The 21494-nt window shown below is 69.4% G+C and carries 21 protein-coding genes; 10 read left to right on the top strand and 11 right to left on the bottom strand.

Annotated features, from left to right (window positions below; genetic code table 11):
• From M2283_RS24715 to M2283_RS24730, 4 genes are read right to left on the bottom strand one after another with little or no spacing between them, the layout of a single operon-like run.
• Nucleotides 1-969, bottom strand: a complete 969-nt coding sequence (locus tag M2283_RS24715; RefSeq protein ID WP_280878525.1) for a complex I subunit 1/NuoH family protein — start codon at nt 967-969, stop codon at nt 1-3.
• On the bottom strand, nt 966-2312 hold the full coding sequence (locus tag M2283_RS24720; RefSeq protein ID WP_280878526.1) for an NADH-quinone oxidoreductase subunit C: 1347 nt from the start codon (nt 2310-2312) through the stop codon (nt 966-968). The genes M2283_RS24715 and M2283_RS24720 overlap by 4 nt, the downstream gene beginning before the upstream one ends.
• Nucleotides 2309-2935 (bottom strand): NADH-quinone oxidoreductase subunit B, encoded by a 627-nt coding sequence (locus M2283_RS24725; RefSeq protein WP_280878527.1) that lies wholly within the window; start codon nt 2933-2935, stop codon nt 2309-2311. Before M2283_RS24725 ends, M2283_RS24720 begins: the two co-directional genes overlap by 4 nt.
• Nucleotides 2926-3336, bottom strand: a complete 411-nt coding sequence (locus M2283_RS24730; RefSeq protein ID WP_280878528.1) for an NADH-quinone oxidoreductase subunit A — start codon at nt 3334-3336, stop codon at nt 2926-2928. The genes M2283_RS24725 and M2283_RS24730 overlap by 10 nt, the downstream gene beginning before the upstream one ends.
• A 239-nt stretch (nt 3337-3575) precedes the next feature.
• Here M2283_RS24730 and M2283_RS24735 point away from each other — a divergent pair, with 239 nt between their 5' ends.
• From M2283_RS24735 to M2283_RS24755, 5 genes are all read left to right on the top strand, one after another.
• Nucleotides 3576-4790 (top strand): sensor histidine kinase, encoded by a 1215-nt coding sequence (locus M2283_RS24735; protein ID WP_280878529.1) that lies wholly within the window; start codon nt 3576-3578, stop codon nt 4788-4790.
• A gap of 128 nt (nt 4791-4918) precedes the next feature.
• Nucleotides 4919-6280 (top strand): sensor histidine kinase, encoded by a 1362-nt coding sequence (locus M2283_RS24740; RefSeq protein ID WP_280878530.1) that lies wholly within the window; start codon nt 4919-4921, stop codon nt 6278-6280.
• Nucleotides 6281-6580: 300 nt separating this feature from the next.
• Nucleotides 6581-7240, top strand: a complete 660-nt coding sequence (locus M2283_RS24745; protein ID WP_280878733.1) for a response regulator transcription factor — start codon at nt 6581-6583, stop codon at nt 7238-7240.
• A 224-nt stretch (nt 7241-7464) separates the two neighbouring features.
• The gene (locus tag M2283_RS24750) at nt 7465-9393 is read left to right on the top strand and encodes a 2-oxoacid:acceptor oxidoreductase subunit alpha (RefSeq protein WP_280878531.1); all 1929 of its coding nucleotides are present in this window, start codon (nt 7465-7467) and stop codon (nt 9391-9393) included.
• Complete coding sequence (locus tag M2283_RS24755; protein WP_280878532.1) at nt 9386-10465, top strand: 2-oxoacid:ferredoxin oxidoreductase subunit beta; 1080 nt, start codon at nt 9386-9388, stop codon at nt 10463-10465. The genes M2283_RS24750 and M2283_RS24755 overlap by 8 nt, the downstream gene beginning before the upstream one ends.
• A gap of 74 nt (nt 10466-10539) precedes the next feature.
• Here M2283_RS24755 and M2283_RS24760 read toward each other — a convergent pair whose 3' ends face one another.
• The 3 genes from M2283_RS24760 to M2283_RS24770 all read right to left on the bottom strand — a co-directional run bounded on the left by M2283_RS24760 (nt 10540) and on the right by M2283_RS24770 (nt 12220).
• Nucleotides 10540-10728 carry a hypothetical protein gene (locus tag M2283_RS24760; RefSeq protein ID WP_280878533.1) on the bottom strand — a complete coding sequence of 63 codons (189 nt, stop codon included), beginning with the start codon at nt 10726-10728 and terminating at the stop codon, nt 10540-10542.
• Nucleotides 10729-11003: 275 nt separating this feature from the next.
• A complete protein-coding gene (locus M2283_RS24765; protein ID WP_280878534.1) occupies nt 11004-11498 on the bottom strand; it encodes a DUF6082 family protein in 495 nt (164 codons plus the stop codon).
• Between the two features lie 296 nt (nt 11499-11794).
• The gene (locus M2283_RS24770) at nt 11795-12220 is read right to left on the bottom strand and encodes a winged helix-turn-helix transcriptional regulator (RefSeq protein WP_280878535.1); all 426 of its coding nucleotides are present in this window, start codon (nt 12218-12220) and stop codon (nt 11795-11797) included.
• 89 nt (nt 12221-12309) lie between these two features.
• Between M2283_RS24770 and M2283_RS24775 the strand changes: the two genes are divergently transcribed.
• The 4 genes from M2283_RS24775 to M2283_RS24790 all read left to right on the top strand — a co-directional run bounded on the left by M2283_RS24775 (nt 12310) and on the right by M2283_RS24790 (nt 15879).
• On the top strand, nt 12310-13164 hold the full coding sequence (locus M2283_RS24775; protein WP_280878536.1) for an SDR family oxidoreductase: 855 nt from the start codon (nt 12310-12312) through the stop codon (nt 13162-13164).
• 125 nt (nt 13165-13289) lie between these two features.
• The gene (rarD, locus tag M2283_RS24780; RefSeq protein ID WP_280878537.1) at nt 13290-14240 is read left to right on the top strand and encodes an EamA family transporter RarD; all 951 of its coding nucleotides are present in this window, start codon (nt 13290-13292) and stop codon (nt 14238-14240) included.
• Between the two features lie 59 nt (nt 14241-14299).
• Nucleotides 14300-14794 carry a VOC family protein gene (locus M2283_RS24785; protein WP_280878538.1) on the top strand — a complete coding sequence of 165 codons (495 nt, stop codon included), beginning with the start codon at nt 14300-14302 and terminating at the stop codon, nt 14792-14794.
• Between the two features lie 182 nt (nt 14795-14976).
• Complete coding sequence (locus M2283_RS24790; protein ID WP_432423117.1) at nt 14977-15879, top strand: M28 family metallopeptidase; 903 nt, start codon at nt 14977-14979, stop codon at nt 15877-15879.
• A 107-nt stretch (nt 15880-15986) separates the two neighbouring features.
• Here M2283_RS24790 and M2283_RS24795 read toward each other — a convergent pair whose 3' ends face one another.
• Complete coding sequence (locus M2283_RS24795; protein WP_280878540.1) at nt 15987-17456, bottom strand: tetratricopeptide repeat protein; 1470 nt, start codon at nt 17454-17456, stop codon at nt 15987-15989.
• A gap of 267 nt (nt 17457-17723) precedes the next feature.
• Between M2283_RS24795 and M2283_RS24800 the strand changes: the two genes are divergently transcribed.
• Nucleotides 17724-18224, top strand: a complete 501-nt coding sequence (locus M2283_RS24800) for a hypothetical protein (protein WP_280878541.1) — start codon at nt 17724-17726, stop codon at nt 18222-18224.
• Here M2283_RS24800 and M2283_RS24805 read toward each other — a convergent pair.
• The 3 genes from M2283_RS24805 to M2283_RS24815 all read right to left on the bottom strand — a co-directional run bounded on the left by M2283_RS24805 (nt 18214) and on the right by M2283_RS24815 (nt 21414).
• The gene (locus M2283_RS24805) at nt 18214-19155 is read right to left on the bottom strand and encodes an ABC transporter permease (protein ID WP_280878542.1); all 942 of its coding nucleotides are present in this window, start codon (nt 19153-19155) and stop codon (nt 18214-18216) included. The two genes, M2283_RS24800 and M2283_RS24805, sit on opposite strands and share 11 nt — an antisense overlap.
• Entirely contained in the window at nt 19142-20116 is a 975-nt protein-coding gene (locus M2283_RS24810) for an ABC transporter ATP-binding protein (protein WP_280878543.1), read from the bottom strand. Before M2283_RS24810 ends, M2283_RS24805 begins: the two co-directional genes overlap by 14 nt.
• 62 nt (nt 20117-20178) lie before the next feature.
• Entirely contained in the window at nt 20179-21414 is a 1236-nt protein-coding gene (locus M2283_RS24815; RefSeq protein ID WP_280878544.1) for a LolA family protein, read from the bottom strand.
• Between the last annotated feature and the right edge of the window lie 80 nt (nt 21415-21494).

Consider the following 21494-nt stretch of genomic DNA (forward strand, 5'->3'; position numbering starts at 1 on the left):
TTAGGAGATCACCACCTTGACGATGCCGGTGAGGGCGATCTGGGCGAGGGAGAGGGGGACCAGGAGAGTCCAGGAGAGTTTCTGCAGCTGGTCCTCGCGCAGGCGGGGGTAGGTGACGCGGAGCCAGATGACGACGAAGGCCAGGACGGCCGTCTTCAGCAGGGTCCAGACCCAGCCGAGGCCGTCGGCACCCCAGGGACCGTGCCAACCGCCCAGGAAAAGGACGGTGGTCAGACCGCACAGAACGATGATTCCGGCGTACTCGGCGAGGAGGAACAGGGCGAAGCGCAGGCCGGTGTACTCGGTGTAGGCGCCGAAGATGATCTCCGAGTCGGCGACGGGCATGTCGAAGGGCGGGCGCTGGAGTTCGGCGAGGCCGGCGACGAAGAAGACGATCGCGCCGACGATCTGCCAGGGCAGCCACCACCACTCGAAGGCGTCGAGGATGCCGGGGAGGGAGACGGTGCCGGCCGCCATGGCCACCGAGGCGGCGGTGAGCAGCATCGGGAGTTCGTAGGCGAGGAGTTGGGCGGCGGTGCGCAGGCCGCCCAGGAGGGAGAACTTGTTGGCGGAGGCCCACCCGGCCATGAGTGAGCCGAGGACGCCCACGCCCATCACCGCGAGCACGAAGAAGATGCCCGCGTCGATGACTTGGCCGACCGCGCCCTCGCCGGGGCCGATGGGGATGGCCAGCAGGACGATCAGGTACGGGAGGAGGGCTACGGCGGGGGCGAGTTGGAAGATACGGCGGTCCGCGCCCGCCGGGACCACGTCTTCCTTCTGCGCGAACTTGACGCCGTCCGCGACGAGTTGGGCCCAGCCGTGGAAACCGCCGGCGTACATCGGGCCGAGGCGGCCCTGCATGTGGGCCATGACCTTGTGCTCGGTCTGACCGACGATGAGGGGGAAGGTGAGGAAGACGACGAAGACGATCAGGAGTCGCAGGGCGACGTCGAGAGCGTCGTTCACTGCGGGCCTCCTGCGGGGTCTTCGGGGGTTGGAGCTTTGGGGCTTGGGGCTTGGGGGGCGGCTTCGGGATTCGGGGCGGACTCCTCGGGGGCCTCAGGGTCTTGGGGCGCCTGAGCTGCGTGGGGCGCCTTCGGATCGGGGGCTTGTTCCGCTCCCGAAGCGACTTCCGAAGCGGCATCCGAGGTGGACTCCGCGGATTCCGACGGTGGTTCTGGGCTGGATTTCGGGGCGTCGAAGGCCGGGCGGGCGTGGTGCCACGGGGCGTCTGGGCTGCGAGGAGTCGTGGGTGCCTTCGGCGGTGCGGCGGACTCGCTCTGGTCGTCGGACGACGGTTCCGGTTCCGGAGTGGTCGCGGGCTGCTGGCTGGCGGAACCCTGCGAGGCACTGCGGCTCCGGCGGGGGCCTGCGGGAGCGCTGCCCGTGCTCTCGGCTCCCGGTGACGTCTGGCCGGCCGAGCCCTCGGACGCGGTGCGGTTACGCCGTGGCGAGGAGGGTGAGGCCGGAGCCGAACCAGGCGTCGGCGTCTCCCCCGACGTACCAACTGCCGGTGCCGCGCCCGACGAAGCACCCTCGGTTGCCGGTGCCGACGAACCCTCCGCCGGACCAGCCCCCGCCTGGCTGGCGGAGCCATCCCCGGCCGTGCGGGTGCGGCGGGGCGGGCGGTCGCCTGTGGCTCGGGCTGGACGGTCGGCTGTGGCACCGGCGGGGCGTTCGACCGCCGCGCGGCCCGGGGCTCGGCCGGCTGCTCGGGCCGGGCGGGTCGGGGCCGGAGGGAGTTGGCCCTTTTGGGGGCCCCACTCGTTGGGGTCGGGGACGCCTGGGGGGAGGGTCTGGCGGCGTTTGGGGCCGCCGTGGTCGGACTCGCCCGGTTCCTTGGCGCCGGGCCAGGCCTTGGCTACGCGGGCCGCCAGGACGAAGTCCTTGCGCAGGGGGTGGCCTTCGAAGGTTTCCGGGAGGAGGAGGTGGTCCAGGGCGGGGTGGCCGTCGAAGACGACGCCGAACATCTCGTGGGTCTCGCGTTCATGCCAGGCGGCGCCCGCGTAGACGTCGACGGCGGAGGCGAGGGCCGGTGCCTCGTGCGGGACCGTGGTGCGCACCAGGAGGCGGCGGACCGGCGAGAGGGCCACGACGTGGGCGGAGACCCGGAAGCCGGTGCCCGGTTCGTCGACGGCGCTGAGCCAGTCGAAGTAGGTGCAGCCCAGTTCGTCGCGCGCCACTCGCAGTGCGGTGAGCCAGGTGGCGGGCGGGACGTCGACCGTCAGGACCTCGTAGGACTCCTCGGCGGTGGCCTCCGTACCGAAGAGTTCTTCGGCGGGGGCGGGGAGCCAGCCGACCAGGGTCATCGCGCGTCCCCCTCGGCCGAGGGAGTCGGCGGGGGCTTCACCAGGTCGCTCTGCAGGGCCGCTGTCGACGGGCGGGCCGGGGCTGCGCCGTAGCGCTCCGCCAGGGACTCGCGGGCGATCTTCTCCTGGAGTTTGAGGATTCCCTGGAGGAGGGCCTCGGGGCGGGGTGGGCAGCCGGGGACGTAGACGTCGACCGGGATGATCTGGTCGACGCCCTTGGTGACGGAGTAGGAGTCCCAGTAGGGGCCGCCGCAGTTGGAGCAGGCGCCGAAGGAGATGACGTATTTCGGTTCGGGCATCTGTTCGTAGAGGCGCTTGACCGCGGGGGCCATCTTGTCCGTGACCGTGCCGGAGACGACCATCAGGTCGGCCTGGCGCGGGCCGGGTGCGAAGGGGATGACGCCGAGGCGGATGAAGTCGTGGCGGGCCATGGACGCGGCGATGAACTCGATGGCGCAGCAGGCGAGGCCGAAGTTGAAGACCCAGAGGGAGTAGCGGCGGCCCCAGTTGAGGACCACCTTCATCGGCTCGGGGGCGAGGCGGGCGAGGGCGCCCAGGCGTTTCGGCTCGGGGAGGTACACCGGCTCCGGCGAGGACGAGGTCACTTCTGGCGTCACGTCCATGCCAGGACGCCCTTCTTGTAGGCGTACAGCAGGCCGACGGCGAGGAAGCCGAGGAAGATGAACATCTCCACGAGGGTCGTCGCACCGTAGCCGGGGGCGGCGAAGACCGTGGCCCAGGGGAACAGGAAGATCGAGTCGACGGCGAAGATGACGTAGAGGAAGGCGTAGACGTAGTAGCGGACCTGGGTGTGGGCCCAGCCCTCGCCGACGGGGTCGACTCCGCACTCGTAGGTCAGGAGCTTCTCGGGGGTGGGGACCACCGGTCTCAGCAGGCGGCCGGCGCCGAAGGCGACGGCTACGAAGAGCACGCCGACGACGGCGAGCAGTCCGACGACCGAGTACGACTCGAAGTAGTCCGCCGCGACGACGACGGTCGGATCGAGGACAGTCGGTTCCCGCACGTCCGCGTCCGTCCCTTCGCTGCTGTTCGACGATAGCTGCTGCTGTTCGACGATCTGCGATCTCTACGGACGGGAGTCTAGGCCCTGATAAAGAGACGGTAAGCAGCCCGTCAGGCTTGAGATCTGCTCGATATGCCGGGGCGGCACCGACGACCGTGCCGGGGGGTGGGGTTTTCCCCAGGGGAACCTGGCGGTCCTCCTCATGGCGCGAGGGCGCGGTGGGCGGCACGCTAGCCCATATGACCGAACGCCTCTCGTTCCCGACGCCCGCCCGGGAAGCCGCGCTGCCGGAGCAACCGGAGCACGACGACCGTCCGCCGCCCGCCCGTTTCGCCTACGACCGGCACACCTGGAAGGAGATCGCGCATCTGCTGGCGAACCTTCCGGTGTCGGTGGTCGGTTTCACCTACACCGTGGCGGTGCTGTTCTCCGGAGGCATGCTGGCCCTCACGGTGATCGGGTTCCCGCTGCTGACGCTCGGGCTGCTGGGCGCACGGCAGTTGGGCCGGTTCGAGCGGGCGCGGGCCAGGAAGCTGCTCGGGATGCGGATCGAGGAGCCCAGTCGGCTGCCCAAGCGGCGCAGGGGCTATCTGCCATGGCTGTGGATGACTCTGAAGGACCCGGTGGGCTGGCGCACGATTCTGTACGACTTCATGCGGCTGCCCTGGGGCATCCTCACCTTCACCATCACGCTGACCTCGCTGTTCGTGCTGTGGCCGGTGCTGCCGTTCATCGCGCGGGGGCTGGCCAACGCCGACCGGGCGATGGTGCGCGGCCTGCTGTCGCCGTCGGACGAGCTGGAGCAGCGGATCGCCGAGCTGGAGTCGGACCGGGGGGTCGTGGTCGACACGGCCAACGCCGATCTGCGGCGTATCGAGCGTGATCTGCACGACGGGGCGCAGGCCCGTCTGGTCAATCTGGCGATGGGGCTCGGTCTCGCCAAGGAGAAGCTCCTGGAGGACCCGGACACGGCCGCGGTGATGGTCGCGGAGGCGCACGGCGAGGTGAAGCTGGCGCTGCAGGAGCTCAGAGATCTCGCCCGGGGCATCCATCCGGCGGTGCTGACGGACCGGGGCCTGGACGCCGCGCTGTCGTCGGTGGCCTCGCGCTGCACGGTGCCGGTGAAGGTGACGGTCGACCTCGTCGCCCGGCCGGCCGCCGCGATCGAGGGCATCGCATACTTCACCGTCTCCGAGCTGCTGCAGAACATCAGCAAGCACAGTGCCGCGCGGACGGCCTCGGTGGAGGTGTGGCGGTCCGCGGACCGGCTGCTGATCCAGGTCGAGGACGACGGGCGCGGGGGCGCGCGCCTCGACGGCGGTACGGGGATGCGGGGGCTCGCGGACCGGCTGGGTGCCGTCGACGGGCTGTTCGTCCTCGACTCGCCGACCGGCGGCCCGACCACCGTCACGGCGGAACTGCCCTGGCGGGACCGCACGCCCGGATCGGCGTAGAGCCACCGCGGAGGTAGGGAAAACCCCCCGTCCAAGAGGCCGACGGACTCCATGGTTCGCGGACCTGCGACGCAGGAGGGTGGAGCTACGGCGGGACAGCCGCAGGACGAGAGAACGGGACGACGTCGATGGCCACGGAGTACGGACAGGGCTACGGGGACGGGCACGGTTTCGACAGCGGGCTCTCCGTCGCCGGTGAGCGCCGGCACCGGCTGCCCGCCGGGCTGCGGGCACCGTTCGAGGGACGCACCTGGCGTGCGTTCGGGTACGTACTGCTGAGCCTGCCGATCAGCATCGTGCTGTTCACCTACGCGGTCACGATGGTGGCCCTCGGCGCGGGTCTGCTGGTGACCTTCCTCGGGGTTCCCGTGCTGGCGGCGGGACTGGCCGGCTGCCGCGGGTTCGGGGCGATGGAGCGGGTGCGGGCGCGGAGCCTGCTGGGCGTGGAGGTGGCCGACCCGGAGCCGCTGCGGATGAGGAAGTCCGGCGTGCTGGCCTGGGTGGGTGCCGTGCTGAAGAGCGGCACGTCGTGGCGCTCGCTGCTGTACGCGGTGCTGCAGTTCCCGTGGTCGGTGTTCTCGTTCGTCATCGCGCTGAACTTCTGGGCGTACGGGTGGGCGGCGCTGACGTATCCGCTGTGGTTCTGGGTCTTTCCCGTGTACGCCGGTCAGGACGGGCTTCAGCTGTACGGCGACGGGACCCACAACATCTACCTGAACAACCCGTTCGAGATCACCGTGACCGCGTTGGTGGGGCTGTTGTTCACGTTGGCCACGCCCTGGATCGTGCGGGCGTTGACGACGGTGGACCAGGTGATGGTGCAGGGGTTGCTCGGGCCGACGCGGTTGTCCGCGCGGGTGGTGGAGCTGGAGTCGGACCGGGGGGTCGTCGTCGATACGGCGGCGGCGGATCTGCGGCGGATCGAGCGGGATCTGCATGACGGGGCGCAGGCGCGGTTGGTGGCGTTGGCGATGGATCTGGGGCTGGCGAAGGAGAAGCTGACGGAGGACCCGGAAGCGGCGGCCCGGATGGTGGGGGAAGCGCACGGTGAGGTGAAGACGGCGTTGCAGGAGCTGCGGGATCTGGCTCGGGGGATTCATCCGGCGGTGTTGACGGACCGGGGGCTGGATGCGGCGTTGTCCTCGGTGGCGTCTCGGTGCACCGTGCCGGTGCAGGTGGAGGTGGATCTGCCGGCTCGGCCTGCGCCGGCCATCGAGGGGATCGCCTACTTCACCGTGTCCGAGCTGCTGCAGAACATCAGTAAGCATTCGCGGGCTACTTGGGCGGCCGTGGATGTGTGGCGGGTGGAGAACCGGCTGATGGTGCAGGTTGTGGATGACGGGGTGGGTGGGGCGGATTCGTCCGGGGGCTCGGGGCTCGGGGGGTTGGCCGAGCGGTTGGATGCCGTTGATGGGATCTTGGTGGTGGATTCGCCCGCTGGAGGGCCTACTCGGGTGACTGCGGAGTTGCCCTGGCGGGCGGTGGGGTGACCTGGGGCGGTTCTCGCCCCCGACGGCCCTGAAGGGGCCTTGTCCTCAAACGCCGGACGGGCTGGAAAATGCTCACCGGCGTCGAGGCGTGTGCGCCAGCGTCCGGAGATGTGGCCCCGACCTGAAATGAACCCCCCGAAACCCGTCCTACCGTGCGCCTTTTCCCGCTGATTCGCGTTCGTCGGGCGCAGTGGGATGGGATTGCTGGAATGCTGGACCACCGGAGCTGCCGCGGGGGCCGACTTGGTCGGTGCGGTGGTCGGAGTCGGGCTCGGGGGGCCAAAGATCGTGGAGGACAGGGTGCGGGTGGTCATCGCCGAGGATTCAGTGCTGCTTCGGGAGGGCCTGACCCGGTTGTTGACCGACCTCGGACATGAGGTCGTCGCCGGGGTCGGGGACGGGGACGCGTTGATCAAGACCATTACGGAGCTGGACGGACAGGGCGAGCTGCCGGACGTGGTGGTCGCCGATGTGCGGATGCCGCCGACGCACACGGACGAGGGGGTGCGGGCCGCCGTACAGCTGCGGAAGGCGCATCCGGGACTCGGTGTGCTGGTGCTGTCACAGTATGTGGAGGAGCGGTACGCCACCGAACTGTTGGCCGGTTCCAGTCACGGGGTGGGCTATCTGCTCAAGGACCGGGTCGCCGAGGTGCGCGAGTTCGTGGACGCCGTGGTGCGGGTCGCCCAGGGGGGCACCGCGCTGGATCCCGAGGTGGTCGCGCAGTTGCTCGGGCGCAGCCGCAAGCAGGACGTGCTCGCCGGGCTCACACCACGGGAGCGGGAGGTGCTGGGGCTGATGGCCGAGGGGCGGACCAACTCGGCGATCGCCCGGCAGCTGGTGGTCAGCGACGGCGCGGTCGAGAAGCACGTCAGCAATATCTTTCTGAAGCTCGGACTGTCTCCGAGTGACGGGGATCACCGGCGTGTTCTCGCGGTGCTCACCTATCTGAACTCCTGACGGGCTGACACTTAGTCAGAAACCGCGGAGACATGCAGAGCGTCTCCACAAGGAGGCGTCGGGGGGCGAGAAATCATGACAAGTCAGGGCGGCGGACCGTCTCAAAACCGCGTCCATCATGCGAATGGCCGAGGGAAGGCGACCCTAACGGACGTAGGGTTGATCCTGGGAAGGCCTGCGGGAAGGCCGGTCCCAGACAGCCGCCTCGAAGGAGGTCCAGTTCAGTGACCAGCCAGGTCAGCAGGACAGCGGAACAGGCCGACGAAGCCGTCGTGGGAGAGCAGCGCAAACCGACGGGCGCGAAGGACGTACGCAGGCTGGACCGGGTGATCATCCGGTTCGCGGGGGACTCCGGTGACGGGATGCAGCTCACCGGCGACCGCTTCACCTCGGAGACGGCGTCCTTCGGAAACGACCTTTCGACACTGCCGAACTTCCCCGCCGAGATCCGCGCCCCTGCCGGCACCCTGCCGGGCGTCTCCTCCTTCCAGCTCCACTTCGCGGACCACGACATCCTCACCCCCGGCGACGCGCCCAACGTGCTCGTCGCCATGAACCCCGCCGCGCTCAAGGCGAACATCGCCGACGTGCCGCGCGGCGCGGAGATCATCGTCAACACGGACGAGTTCACCAAACGGGCGCTGCAGAAGGTCGGTTACGCGGCCTCCCCCTTGGAGGACGGCTCGCTCGACGGCTACAGCCTCCACGAGGTGCCGCTGACCACGCTGACGGTCGAGGCGCTCAAGGAGTTCGACCTCAGCCGCAAGGAGGCCGAGCGCAGCAAGAACATGTTCGCGCTGGGCCTGTTGTCGTGGATGTACCACCGGCCGACCGAGGGGACCGAGAAGTTCCTGCGGACGAAGTTCGCGAAGAAACCCGAGATCGCCGAGGCGAACCTGGCCGCGTTCCGCGCGGGCTGGAACTTCGGCGAGACCACCGAGGACTTCGCGGTCTCCTACGAGGTCGCCCCGGCCGCGACCGCGTTCCCGCCCGGCCTCTACCGCAACATCTCCGGCAACCTCGCCCTGGCCTACGGCCTGATCGCCGCCGCCCGCCAGGCCGACCTGCCCCTCTTCCTCGGCTCCTACCCCATCACCCCGGCCTCCGACATCCTGCACGAGCTCAGCAGGCACAAGAACTTCGGCGTACGGACCTTCCAGGCCGAGGACGAGATCGCGGGCATCGGCGCGGCGCTCGGCGCGGCCTTCGGCGGTTCGCTGGGGGTCACCACGACTTCCGGTCCGGGTGTGGCACTGAAGTCGGAGACCATCGGGCTCGCGGTCTCCCTCGAACTGCCGCTCCTCGTCATCGACATCCAGCGCGGCGGGCCGTCCACCGGTCTGCCCACCAAGACCGAACAGGCCGATCTGCTCCAGGCCATGTTCGGCCGCAACGGTGAGGCGCCGGTTCCGGTGATCGCGCCGAGGACGCCGGCCGACTGCTTCGAGGCGGCCCTGGAGGCGGCGCGTATCGCGCTGACGTACCGCACTCCCGTCTTCCTTCTCTCCGACGGTTATCTGGCCAACGGCTCGGAGCCCTGGCGGATCCCGGAGACGGACGAACTCCCGGACCTGACCGTGCAGTTCGCGCAGGGACCGAACCACACCCTCGACGACGGCACCGAGGTGTTCTGGCCCTACAAGCGCGACCCGCAGACCCTCGCCCGCCCCTGGGCGATCCCCGGCACCCCCGGCCTCGAACACCGCATCGGCGGCATCGAGAAGGAGGACGGGACCGGCAACATCTCGTACTCCCCCGCCAACCACGACTTCATGGTCCGCACCCGGCAGGCCAAGATCGACGGCATCGACGTGCCCGATCTGGAGGTCGACGACCCGCACGGGGCGAGCACGCTGGTGCTGGGCTGGGGGTCGACGTACGGGCCGATCACGGCGGCGGTGCGGCGGCTGCGCGGGGCCGGGGAGGCCATCGCGCAGGCCCATCTGCGGCACCTCAACCCGTTCCCGAAGAACCTGGGCGCGGTGTTGAAGCGCTACGACAAGGTCGTGATCCCCGAGATGAACCTCGGTCAGCTCGCCACGCTGGTCCGGGCGAAGTACCTGGTCGACGCCCACTCGTACAACCAGGTCAACGGCATGCCGTTCAAGGCTGAGCAGCTCGCCACGGCTCTCAAGGAGGCCATCGATGGCTGAGACGTCCACGGAAGGCACGGACACGATCGAGGCGCTTTCTCTCGTCCCCAAGGCCGAGGGCAGGCAGTCCATGAAGGACTTCAAGTCCGATCAGGAAGTGCGCTGGTGCCCCGGCTGCGGTGACTACGCGATTCTGGCGGCCGTCCAGGGCTTCATGCCGGAGCTGGGGCTGGCCAAGGAGAACGTCGTCTTCGTCTCGGGCATCGGCTGCTCGTCCCGTTTCCCGTACTACATGAACACGTACGGGATGCACTCCATCCACGGCCGGGCGCCGGCGATCGCGACCGGACTGGCGTCCTCCCGGCGGGACTTGAGCGTGTGGGTGGTGACCGGTGACGGTGACGCCCTCTCCATCGGCGGCAACCACCTCATCCACGCCCTGCGCCGGAACGTCAACCTCAAGATCCTGCTCTTCAACAACCGGATCTACGGCCTGACGAAGGGGCAGTACTCCCCCACCTCCGAGGTCGGCAAGATCACGAAGTCGACGCCGATGGGTTCGTTGGACGCGCCGTTCAACCCGGTGTCGCTGGCGATCGGTGCGGAGGCGTCGTTCGTGGCGCGGACGATCGACTCCGACCGCAAGCACCTGACGGAGGTGCTGCGGCAGGCCGCCGCGCATCCCGGTACGGCGCTGATCGAGATCTACCAGAACTGCAACATCTTCAACGACGGTGCGTTCGAGGCGCTGAAGGACCGGCAGCAGGCGGAGGAGGCGGTGATCCGGCTGGAGCACGGGAAGCCGATCCGCTTCGGGGCGGACGGTTCGCGGGGCGTGGTGCGGGATGTGGCCACGGGTGACCTGAAGGTCGTGACGGTGACGCCGGAGAACGAGTCACAGATCCTCGTCCACGACGCCCACGCGGCCTCCCCGACAACGGCGTTCGCCCTGTCCCGCCTCGCCGACCCGGACACCCTCCACCACACCCCGATCGGCATCCTGCGCTCCGTGGACCGGCCGGTGTACGACACGCAGATGAGCGACCAGCTCGACACGGCGATCGAACAGAACGGCAAGGGGGAGCTGGCCGCGCTGTTGGCGGGCGGGGATACCTGGACGGTTGTGGGCTGACGGCAACGGACATGCGGAAGGGCCCGGATGAGATCGGTCATCCGGGCCCTTTACGTCGGTCGACATCAGCCGAGTCAGGCTTCGGGGATGTCCCGCTTGGCCCTGAGGAGAGTTTCGCGGGTGATGACGACAATGCGCTCGTAATCGGCTCTGGCAGCGTCTGCGGGCAAGAGTCCGTCTAGTTCCTCGGTTCGGTCAGTACCGATGACCGCAAAATTTCCGTCGCTCAGCTCGAACACATCGGGACACGTCTCGCCGGTCATTGATCCTCGCTGGCGAGGCGAGTCGCCGATTCGGCGGAGAATGCTGACGACAGGGAATTCGCTGCGCACGCGGGGGCCCTTTTCTACTTTCTACGTCCGGACACAAATGAAGGTCCGGCCCCAGGTGACTACGGGGCCGGACGCAACACGTCTCGCGCGAGGATACCTGATTACCCAGAGGTAATTAGGGCGAATCCTTTATGCGCCCAACCGCGTCCACCGAGCCCACGCATTCGCTCGGAAATCACCTCTGTCGACTTATTGATTACATCACGTCAGGAATTCGGCTCATCCTCTGTGCCGACAACCCACCATTCGTCCGGATCGTCACCTAATTCGTCGACAATTACATTCACGACATCGCCCACCCGAGCCTCTAATGAATGGCGTGGCAGGCTCAGCCGGTGCTCCCGAGTCGTTTCCCAATACTCCGCAAAGACCGGGTTGCGAGCCAGCACCCGCAGATGGCCGATCAGCTCCTCCCAGCCGTAGGCACCTATGCGATGCCCCAGCAGGATGGCGCTGTACTCGCGGTTGACGAACAGGACTTGGCGGCGCTTGTGGTCCGAGAGCTCGCGCAGGGTGCTCATGGCTGCGGCCAGCGCGGGGTCGGCGATCGCGCGGTCCACCTGCTCGGCCGTGATGCGGTGCAGCATCAGCAGGTTGGCGTTCCTGATCTCCTCGGCGACACAGGTGAGTTGGTGAAGCACGGCCAGCGCCAGTTCCTCCTGCCGCCGGCGCCAAGCCTGGCGTGGAAAGGGGGTGTGCACCCGGCCGCTCCTCATTCGCGCTGCAGAACCGATCCTTCGCGCATCCGGAATCTGTCTGGCCATGCGACCCCCGAGTAGGCGTCCGCACGCCGATCGAAGTCCTCGTGGGCGGCACGAGGGCCGGCGCGCGGTTGGGTACTGCGCTCCGCCCCCAGGATGCCGGGCGACTCAAGTCGGCGCGGGAGGCGGAGAGGGGGCGCACGGGTGGACGTGGCGCTCGTGTCATCCGACGCCCTGACATGTGTGTGCCCAGCGAGCGCCGTCCGCATTCGTTCGGCGGAGCCGCTACACGCACGTCATCCCTGCTCAGCGGCCGCTTTCCGGGTGTCGTACACCTCGCGCGCCTCCAGTACCTCGGGTATCCGGCGTTCGGTCCACAGGGCCAGCGCCCGCACCTGTTCCGCGGCCTCGCGGCCCAGGTCGGTCAAGGAGTAGTCGACCCTCGGTGGGATCACCGGCTTGGCGTCGCGGTGGACCAGGCCGTCCCGTTCGAGGGTCTGCAAGGTCTGGGTCAGCATCTTCTCGCTCACCATCCTGTCGCTCACCCGCCCGATCGCGCGGCGCAGTTCGCTGAAGCGGTACGGGCGGTCGAGGAGTTCGATGAGAACCAGGACACCCCAGCGGCTGGTGACGTGCTCCAGGACGAGGCGGTAGGGGCACATCGTGTCGACGGGGGCACTCTTCACATCAGCATCAGCATCGGCTGCGGTACTTACGGGCATGCCAGTACCTTACTTCAAAGTGGGTACTTTCGGAGAGTTAGTGCTGCCCCTAGGGTTAGTGCATACGCACCCCTGAGGAGTTCTGAATCATGAGCATCGTTGTCACCGGAGCCACCGGCCACCTCGGCCGTCACGTCGTGGAGCAGCTGCTGGAGAAGGTTCCGGCGGAGCAGATCACCGCCGTCGTACGGGACGAGGCCAAGGTCGCCGACTTCGCCGCGCGGGGCGTGCGGATCGCCGTCGCCGACTACAACGCCCCCGAGACCTTCGACGACCTCTTCGCCGCCGGCGACAAGGTGCTGCTCATCTCCGGCAGTGAGTTCGACAAGGGCCGCGTCCAGCAGCACACGGTCGTCATCGAGGCCGCGAAGGCCGCCGGCGTCGCTCTGCTCGCGTACACCAGCGCCCCCAACTCCCTGACGGCCGCGCTCGCCGACGACCACCGCGGTACCGAGAAGGTGCTGCTGGCCTCCGGCCTGCCCTACTCGCTGCTGCGCAACGGCTGGTACCACGAGAACTACACCGAGAACCTGGCCCCCGCCCTGGAGCACGGCGCCGTCGTCCAGGCCGCCGGCGACGGTCGCGTCTCCTCCGCCTCGCGCGCCGACTACGCGGCCGCCGCCGTCGCCGTACTGACCGGCGAGGGGCACGAGAACACGGCGTACGAGCTGGGTGGCGACGAGGCGTGGAGCTTCGCGGAGTACGCGGCCGAGCTGAGCCGGCAGACCGGGCAGGAGATCGTCTACAGCCCCGTCTCCGTCGAGGCCTACAGCGGCATTCTCGCCGGCGCCGGTCTGCCCGGTCCGTTCGTCGCGATCCTCGCGGGCGTGGACGCCTCCATCGAGAAGGGCGAACTCGTCGTCGCCACGGGTGACCTGTCTCGGCTCACCGGGCGGCCGACCACCCCGCTCGCCGACGCGATCGCGGCCGCCGTCAAGGGCTGACGCCCAGGTCAGACCCGCGGACCCCGCCTGTCATGACCGTATACCGATACGGACATGACAGGTGCGGGCGCTCGGCGTTACCTTCGTGCCTGCGTGCGTGTGCGACCAGGTGAGGGGGAGGGCCCGTGAGCGGGAAGCCGAAGGGTGAGCGGCAGATAGGACTGCTGAACGGCTTCGCGGCGTACGGGATGTGGGGTCTCGTTCCGCTGTTCTGGCCCCTGCTGAAGCCTGCCGGAGCGATCGAGATCCTCGCCCATCGCATGGCCTGGTCGCTCGTCTTCGTCGGGGTCGCGCTTCTATTCGTACGGCGCTGGGCCTGGGCCGGCGAGTTGCTGCGGCAGCCGCGCAGGCTGGCGCTGGTGGCGGTGGCCGCGGCGGTCATCACCGTCAACTGGGGCGTCTACATCTGGTCCGTCAACAGCGGGCACGTGGTCGAGGCGTCGCTCGGGTACTTCATCAATCCGCTGGTCACCATCGCCATGGGCGTGCTGCTGCTGAAGGAGCGGCTGCGGCCGATGCAGTGGGCCGCGGTGGGGGTCGGGTTCGCGGCGGTGGTCGTGCTCACCGTGGGGTACGGGCAGCCGCCCTGGATCTCGTTGACGCTCGCGTTCTCCTTCGCCACCTATGGGCTGGTGAAGAAGAAGGTCAATCTGGGGGGCGTCGAGTCGTTGGCCGCCGAGACCGCGATCCAGTTCCTGCCGGCGGTGGGGTATCTGGTGTGGCTGGGGGCGCGGGGCGATGCGACCTTCGTGAGCGAGGGTGCCGGGCATGCCGCGCTGCTCGCCTCGACCGGGATCGTGACGGCGCTGCCTCTCGTCTGCTTCGGGGCCGCGGCGATACGCGTGCCGTTGTCCACGCTGGGCTTGCTGCAGTATCTGGCGCCCGTGTTCCAGTTCCTGCTCGGGGTGCTGTACTTCCACGAGGAGATGCCGGTGGAGCGGTGGGCCGGGTTCTCCTTGGTGTGGCTGGCCCTGTGTCTGCTCACCTTTGATGTGTGGCGGGCGGCGGCCGCGGGGCGGCGGCGGTTGGAGCCGGCCCGGGCCGATGTGCCTGCGGCCGCTCCGGTGGACGTCTGACCTCGTCCTCGAAAACCCGTCGAGCTGAGATTGTCAGACCCGCGTTGGATAGTGGACGTATGACTCAAGCAGCCGCGCCCACGCCCGATCCCGCAGCCGTTCCCACCCCCATCCACTGGAAGCTCGTCATCGACTCCGGTGATCCGCACGCCCAGGCCGACTTCTGGGCCGCCGCCCTGCACTACTCGGTCGAGGACAACAGCGCCCTCGTCGAGCGGTTGCTGGAGGTCGGGGCGTTGCCCAAGGAGGCGACCGTCGAGCATCTCGGGCGGGCCGCGTTCCGGGATCTGATCGCTGTGCGGCATCCGGCGGATCCGTTCGACGCGGGCAGCGGTACCGGGCTGGGGCGGCGGCTGCTGTTCCAGCGGGTGCCGGAGGCGAAGAGCGGCAAGAACCGCCTGCATCTGGATCTGCATCCCGGCCCGGAGCTGCGGGACGGCGAGGTCGAGCGGCTGGAGGGGCTCGGGGCGAGTGTGCTGCGGCGGGTGAAGGAGGCAGGTGGGGAGTGGGTCGTGATGGCCGATCCGGAGGGGAACGAGTTCTGCGTGCAGTAGGAGTTCACCCTCGGATATCCGGTATGTGAACTCGCTGTCCTGATACCGCTCTTGACGTGGAAATGGTCAAGGCTTCACCATCCTGGGACCCCATCCACTGTGGAGTCCCTGTGATTCCCGATGAAGCCGGAGCCCCCCACATGGCCCCCCGCATCAAGCTCGCAGCTGGTGTTTCTGTTGTCATGCTCCTGACTGGCGGATCCATAGTCGGCGCGGCACCCGCGCCCACGGCCGCACCGACGCTCGCCGCCGCGCCCGACATCCCCGTGGCCAACGTCAAGGCCCACCTGGCCCAGCTCCAGTCCATCGCCACCGCCAACGGCGGCAACCGCGCGCACGGCCGTACCGGCTACAAGGCCTCCCTCGACTACGTGAAGGCCAAGCTCGACGCGGCCGGATTCACCACCACCATCCAGCAGTTCACGTCCTCCAGCCGCACCGGCTACAACCTGATCGCCGACTGGCCCGGCGGGGACACCAACAAGGTCGTGCTGTCGGGCTCCCACCTCGACAGCGTCACCGCAGGGGCCGGCATCAACGACAACGGCTCCGGTTCCGCGGCCATCCTGGAGACCGCGCTCGCCGTCTCGCGGACCAACTACCAGCCCACCAAGCACCTTCGGTTCGCCTGGTGGGGCGCGGAGGAGCTCGGAATGGTGGGCTCGCGCTACTACGTCAACAGCCTCACCACCGCCAACCGCCAGAAGATCAGCGGCTATCTGAACTTCGACATGATCGGCTCGCCCAACCCCGGCTACTACGTCTACGACGACGACCCGGCCATCGAGAAGACCTTCAAGGACTACTACGCCGGCATCGGCGTCCCCACGGAGATCGAGACCGAGGGCGACGGGCGCTCCGACCACGCGCCCTTCAAGAGCGCGGGCGTCCCCGTCGGCGGGCTGTTCAGCGGCGCCGACTACATCAAGACGAGCGCCCAGGCGACCAAGTGGGGCGGTACCGCGGGGCTCGCCTTCGACCGGTGCTACCACGCGTCCTGCGACACGACGGCCAACATCAACGACACCGCGCTCGACCGCAACAGCGACGCGATCGCTTACGCGGTGTGGTCGCTGTCCCAGTAGGTCCAGGTCTGAGTCCAGGTCCAGGTCCAGCTCTGAGTCCAGGTCCAGGTCCAGCTCTGAGTCCGGGTCCGGGCTCGGGTTGAGGGCCGGGCCCGTTGTCTGTGCCCTCAGCCTCGGCGGGCGCGTTCGGTGAGGCGACCCATTCGGGCCCGGGCCGCCTCCAACTGCTCGATGTCCTCGGCGGCCGGGCCGTCCTCCGCCGTCAACTCCGTCCACAGGCCGATCAGTTCGCGCCCGAGGGACAGGCCCTGCTCCGGGTCGCGCACCGCGCGCCAGGCGGAGGCCGCGCTCTGGATGTTGCCGTACGCCGCCTCCGCGTCCCGCGTGTGGCGGCGGATCCGGGCGAGGTCGATGGAGAGGTGGAAGGAACGGACCGGGTCGCCGGCCAAGTAGGCGATGTACGAGGTGAGTTCGCGCAGCCGGAGCACCTCGGGGTGCTCAGGACCGAGCGCCCGCGCGCCCTCCCCCACGGTGCGCTCCGCCAGTTCGGCCGCCGCGTCGATGCGGCCGTCCTTCACCGCCTCGTTGATCCGCGCCATCGGCTCCGCGAGCATCGGCGGAACCGTCGAAGGGGCGTCGTCGAACACGGCTTCCGCCACCGCGTCGAAACCCCGGGCGGGGGTCGGCCTGGAGTCGGCGTCCGGCTCCGGCTCGGGCGGCAGGGCGGGGAGCGGGATCGCGTCCATCTGCGGCGGCGGACCGAACTCGCCCAGCGGTGCGGTGACCGTCCCGGGGACGCGGTCCTCGACCCACTCCGGCACGGCACGCAGCGGGAACGTGGGCACGTTCTCGCCCAGCGGCAACGGTTCCGAGACCGCCTTCATCCGGAAGGTCGGCGGCGAGTCCTGGGGCTCCGCGGCGGGGTGAAGGAGGTGGGCCGGCTTGTCGCCCTGGGGGCGGTGCGGTGGTGACTGCGGCTGTGGCTGCGGCGGCTCGATGGCGGCCGGGGGCGCGGGGGCGGGGGCCGGGGGGAACGCTGATGCGGCGGGCGCGGGCGTCGACGGGATCCCGGATGCGGGGGCGGACGGCAGCGCGGGCGGGAGTGCGGGGGCGGACGAAGGAGCGGCGGCGGGCGTGGGCCTGGACGGGGGCGCCGGCGCGGCAGACTGCTCGGGCGCCCCGTGACTCTCCTGTGAGCTGTCCGGCACGCCGGGCCACTCCTGCGAACCCTCGGACGCCCCGAACGCGTCTCGCGATCCGCCCGGCACCCCCGTCTCTGCCGCTTGCCCCACCTGCCCTACCTGCCCCAGTTGCCCTGCCTCCGGCGGAGCCAGCGGTACCGGCTCCCCCGTGAAGTCGCTGGAGCCGTCCGGGGCGACCCGGAGCTGGACGACGTAGCCGATGCGCTCGTCGTGGATCGTGGCGTGGACCGGGTGGCCGGCGGCGAGGGCGATGCGGTGGAGGTGGTTCAGTACGGTCTGCTGGAGTTCCTCGCCGGGGGCCGCGTTGACCGGTACGCCGCCCACGGACGCGGGCCCGGTGCCGGGGACGTGGACGTCGATCGGCGCCGCCATGAGGGCCGCCGACCGCTCGGCGCGCTGCTGTTCACGCTTCTTCTCACGGCTGAGTCGAGACATCGGTTCCCTCACTCGGATGCGTCGGGGTCGGGCGGGTGAGGCGTTCGGGTTCCATGGTGCTCCCTCCCGCCTCGGGTTTCCGCTCCCCCGGCGTCAAGATCCGGTCCTACTGTGGTCCGGTCGTACACGTACTGTTGAGTCTCTCCGGTCGCTCCTGTTCTCCAGGTCACCGGGACGTCACAGACTCGTCCCAGGAGCCCGCGCGCCGTCCCGGAACCGTCGCGGAGTCGTGCGTACCGGTTGGCGTGGCGAGGGAGGAGCGCGGGCATGCGGACCGATGTGCAGCAGGGACCGGAGATCTGGATCCGCGGACCGGTCGCCTTACCGGAGGAGCCGTACGGGCCCGCCCGTGCCTCCGGCGGCGACCGGCGCTACTCCTGGGTCGGCACACACGGCGGCGCCGGTGTCTCCACCCTCTCCACGGTGTACGGGGGTCACGACTGCGGGCGCGAGTGGCCCGGACCTGACGCTCCCCGGTCGGTGCTGCTCGTCGGCCGTACGCATGCGTCGGGGCTGGCCTCGGTGCTGGGCACGCTGGAGATGTTCCGGCGCGGGGAGGCGCCGCCTGAGCTGTACCTCGACGGCGTCGTGCTGGTCGCCGACGCGCCGGGACGGCTGCCGAAGCCTCTCGACCGGGACGTGCGGCTGCTGGAGTCGATCATCGACGTGTACCGGGTGCCGTGGGTGCCCGCCTGGCGTCTCGGTGACTTCGGCGGGGCTCCTCCGAAGGAGACGGCGGTGCTCGCGCGGCTCACGGCTACGCCGTGACGTCCTTCGTCGTGAAGCGCGCCCAGGCCGCCGAGCCGAACACCACCGCGTACAGGGCCTGCAGGCCCAGGTTCTTCGTCAGGTCGTCCCAGTAGATCGGGTCGCGCATGAGGTCGGCGAACGACAGCCAGTAGTGGGAGAAGAAGTACGGCTGGATCGTGTGCAGTTGGGGGATCTGGTCGAGGATCTGGATCGTGATCAGCAGGCCGACGGTGGTCGCCATCGCCGCGATGCCGCTGTTGGTGAGGGTCGACACGAACAGGCCCAACGCCGCCATGCCGATCAGGGACGCGGCGACGGCCAGGGCGATCAGCAGGGCCCGGCCCAGGCCGTCGGTGAAGCTGATCTGGGTGCCGGAGATCGTGGTCAGACCTCCGAGTGGGAACAGGATGGCGCCTACCGCCAGAGCTGAGACGGCTACCACCAGGGTGGCTACCAGGCAGAAGGTCAGTACCGTCGCGTACTTGGTGAGCAGCAGGCGGGTGCGGCCGGCGGGGGCGACCAGGAGGTAGCGGAGGGTGCCGGCGTTGGCCTCGCCCGCGATCGCGTCGCCGGCGATGACGCCGATTGCCATCGGCAGGAAGAACGGGAGCGTTGCCGCCAGCGCGGTGAAGACCAGGAAGAGGCCGTTGTTGGTGATCTGGGAGATGAAGGCGGGGCCGCCGCCTCCTCCGGGGCCTGTGCCTGAGCTGTCGCTCGTTTCGATCTTTACCGCGATGCCTACGAGGATCGGTACGGCCGCCAGAACGCCCAGGAGGGCTAGCGTGCGCCAGCGGCGGAAGGTTGTGAGTAGTTCGTTGCGGAAGAGGGTGCCGTAGAAGGTTGTTCGGCGGCTGACTGTATTTCGTGGCTGGGCGCGCCCACGCGGCGGTAGCCGCAAATTCGATTCAGCCCCGCGCCCCTTAGGGGCGCCCACTTCAGCCTGCGACATCGAAGCCCTCCCCCGTCAGCGCCACGAAGGCGTCCTCCAGTGAGGCTCGTTCGATGCCGAAGCCCCGCACTCGTACGTCTGCCTTCACCAACGCGGCGTTGATGTCGGCCAGTTCGCGGTCCGGGGGTTCGGCGGTCACGCGGTCCTCTGTGATGACGACGTCCGCCGCGCCCTGTTCCTTCAGTACCCGGGCCGCGTCCCCGGTGTCCGGGGTCGTCACGACCAGGCGGCCTCTCGCGCCCGCTGCCAGGTCGGCCACCGGGCCCTGGGTGATGAGGCGGCCCTGGGCCATGACGGCCGCGTGGGTGCAGACCTGCTCGATCTCGTCGAGGAGGTGGGAGGAGAGGAAGACGGTCGTACCGTCGGAGGCCAACTCCCGGACCAGGGAACGGATTTCGCGCATCCCCTGCGGGTCGAGTCCGTTGGTGGGCTCGTCGAGGACGAGCAGTTTGCGTGGCTGGAGAAGCGCCGCCGCCAGGCCCAGTCGCTGCTTCATGCCGAGTGAGTACGCCTTCGCCTTCTTGCCGGACGCGGCCGTCAGGCCCACCCGGTGCAGCGCCGTGGCGACGCGGGTGCGCCGGGTGCGCGGGTCGGCGGTCGGGTCGGCGGCGTCGTAGCGGATGAGGTTGTCGCGGCCGGAGAGGAAGCCGTACAGGGCCGGGCCCTCGATCAGGGCGCCGACGTGCGGGAGGACGGCGCGGGTGGTGCGCGGCATGGGGCGGCCGAGCACGCGCGCCGTGCCCGAGGTGGGCTCGATGAGGCCCATCAGCATGCGGATGGTGGTGGTCTTGCCGGAGCCGTTGGGACCGAGGAAGCCGAAGACGCTGCCCGCCGGGACGGTCAGGTCGAGACCGTCCACGGCGAGCTGTCCGCCGCGGTAGCGCTTGGTGAGGCCGCGGGTGGCGATGACGCTGTCACCCGGGTCCCCCTGCTCCGGCTCCGTGGCGGACGCTTCGCCCATCGGCTCCCTCGATTCGTCGTACTCGTCGAGCGGTACAGCGGTACTCGTCGTGCGGCTACGTCCTACTTCGCGGCGTCGGCCGCCTTCACCAGCGTGTCCTTGGTGACCGCGCCGACGTAGACCTTGCCGTCGTCGGTGATCAGGGCGTTGATCAGGCGGGTCTTGAAGACCGTGCCCGAGCCGAACTTGCCGGACGCCTTGTCGCCGAGCGAGTCCAGGAAGCCGCCGAAGGCACCGGCCTCGGAGCCGGACGGGACGCCCTGGCCGCCGGTGTCGAAGGTGGCGATGGAGTCCCAGCCGTCACCGATGACGTTCAGGCCGTCCATGCCCTGGCCGAGGTCCTCGCCGGACTTGTCCCCGGACTTGTCCCGGGACCTGTCCTCGCTCTTGCCGTCGCTCTTCTTGCCGCCGTCGACCTGTCCGTCCTCCGTGACCTTCGCGCCCTTGGGCGGCGTGAAGTCGAAGGTGGACGCGGCGGGCTTGGCATAGCTGATCTTGGTGAAGCCGGCGTCGACGACGGCCGCGCCGCCGCTCGCCGGGGTCAGCGTGAACTTCAGCGGCAGGCCGGTCTTGGCGTCGACGGCCACGGTGATCTGGCCGACCGTGGAGCCGGAGTCCTTGGGCTTGATGACCAGGCGGTAGGCGTCCCGGCCGGCGACCTGGGCGGTGCCTTGGACCTTCACGGAGGTCGTGGAGTCGACCGCCTTCAGGGCGTCCTTGGCGAGCTGCTCGGGAGTGGCGGGCGCCTCCTCCTGCTTGTCCTTGGCGCTCGCGCTGTCGTCGGCGGTGGCGTGGTAGACCTCGTTCGTCCCGCTGTCGTAGCCCCAGACGTCCTTGCCGTCGTGGATCAGGCTGTACTCGGCCGCGCTCTCCAGGAGCGACAGCTTCTGCCTGTCCGGACCGTCGGCCGCGACGCGCAGGGTGTGCGTCCCGGAGGCGAGTTCGGTCAGCTTGGTGGACGGGTCGGCGGACGAGCCGTCGCCCGAGGCGGTGGCGCCCTGCGTCAGGCTGCTCTCCAGACCGCCGAGGTTCGGCAGCCCCAGATCCGTGGTGATCTTCACGGTGCCGGACATCTGCTGTACGTCCGACTTCGCGATCTTCTCGATGAGCTGCTGCGCGGTGATGTTCGGCAGGTCGGGGTCACCGGAGTCGGCGAGCGCGGGGACGAGCCCGATGGTCGCCGCCGCCACCCCCAACACCGCGACCGGGACGACGTAGCGCGTGGCCTTGCGGCGGCCGGCGCGCAGGTCGTCTGCCTCCTCGGCGGACGTGCTGTCGTCGGTTTCGTACGGTGCCATGTGTGCCTTACCTCCGTCGTCGGCGGCGGCTGTCCAGCTGCACTCGCTTTCCACCCCGTGCCGCCATTCTCACCCGAATC

The sequence above is a fragment of the Streptomyces pseudovenezuelae genome (genome assembly GCF_029892565.1).
GTDB classification, from domain to species: Bacteria; Actinomycetota; Actinomycetes; order Streptomycetales; family Streptomycetaceae; genus Streptomyces; species Streptomyces pseudovenezuelae_A.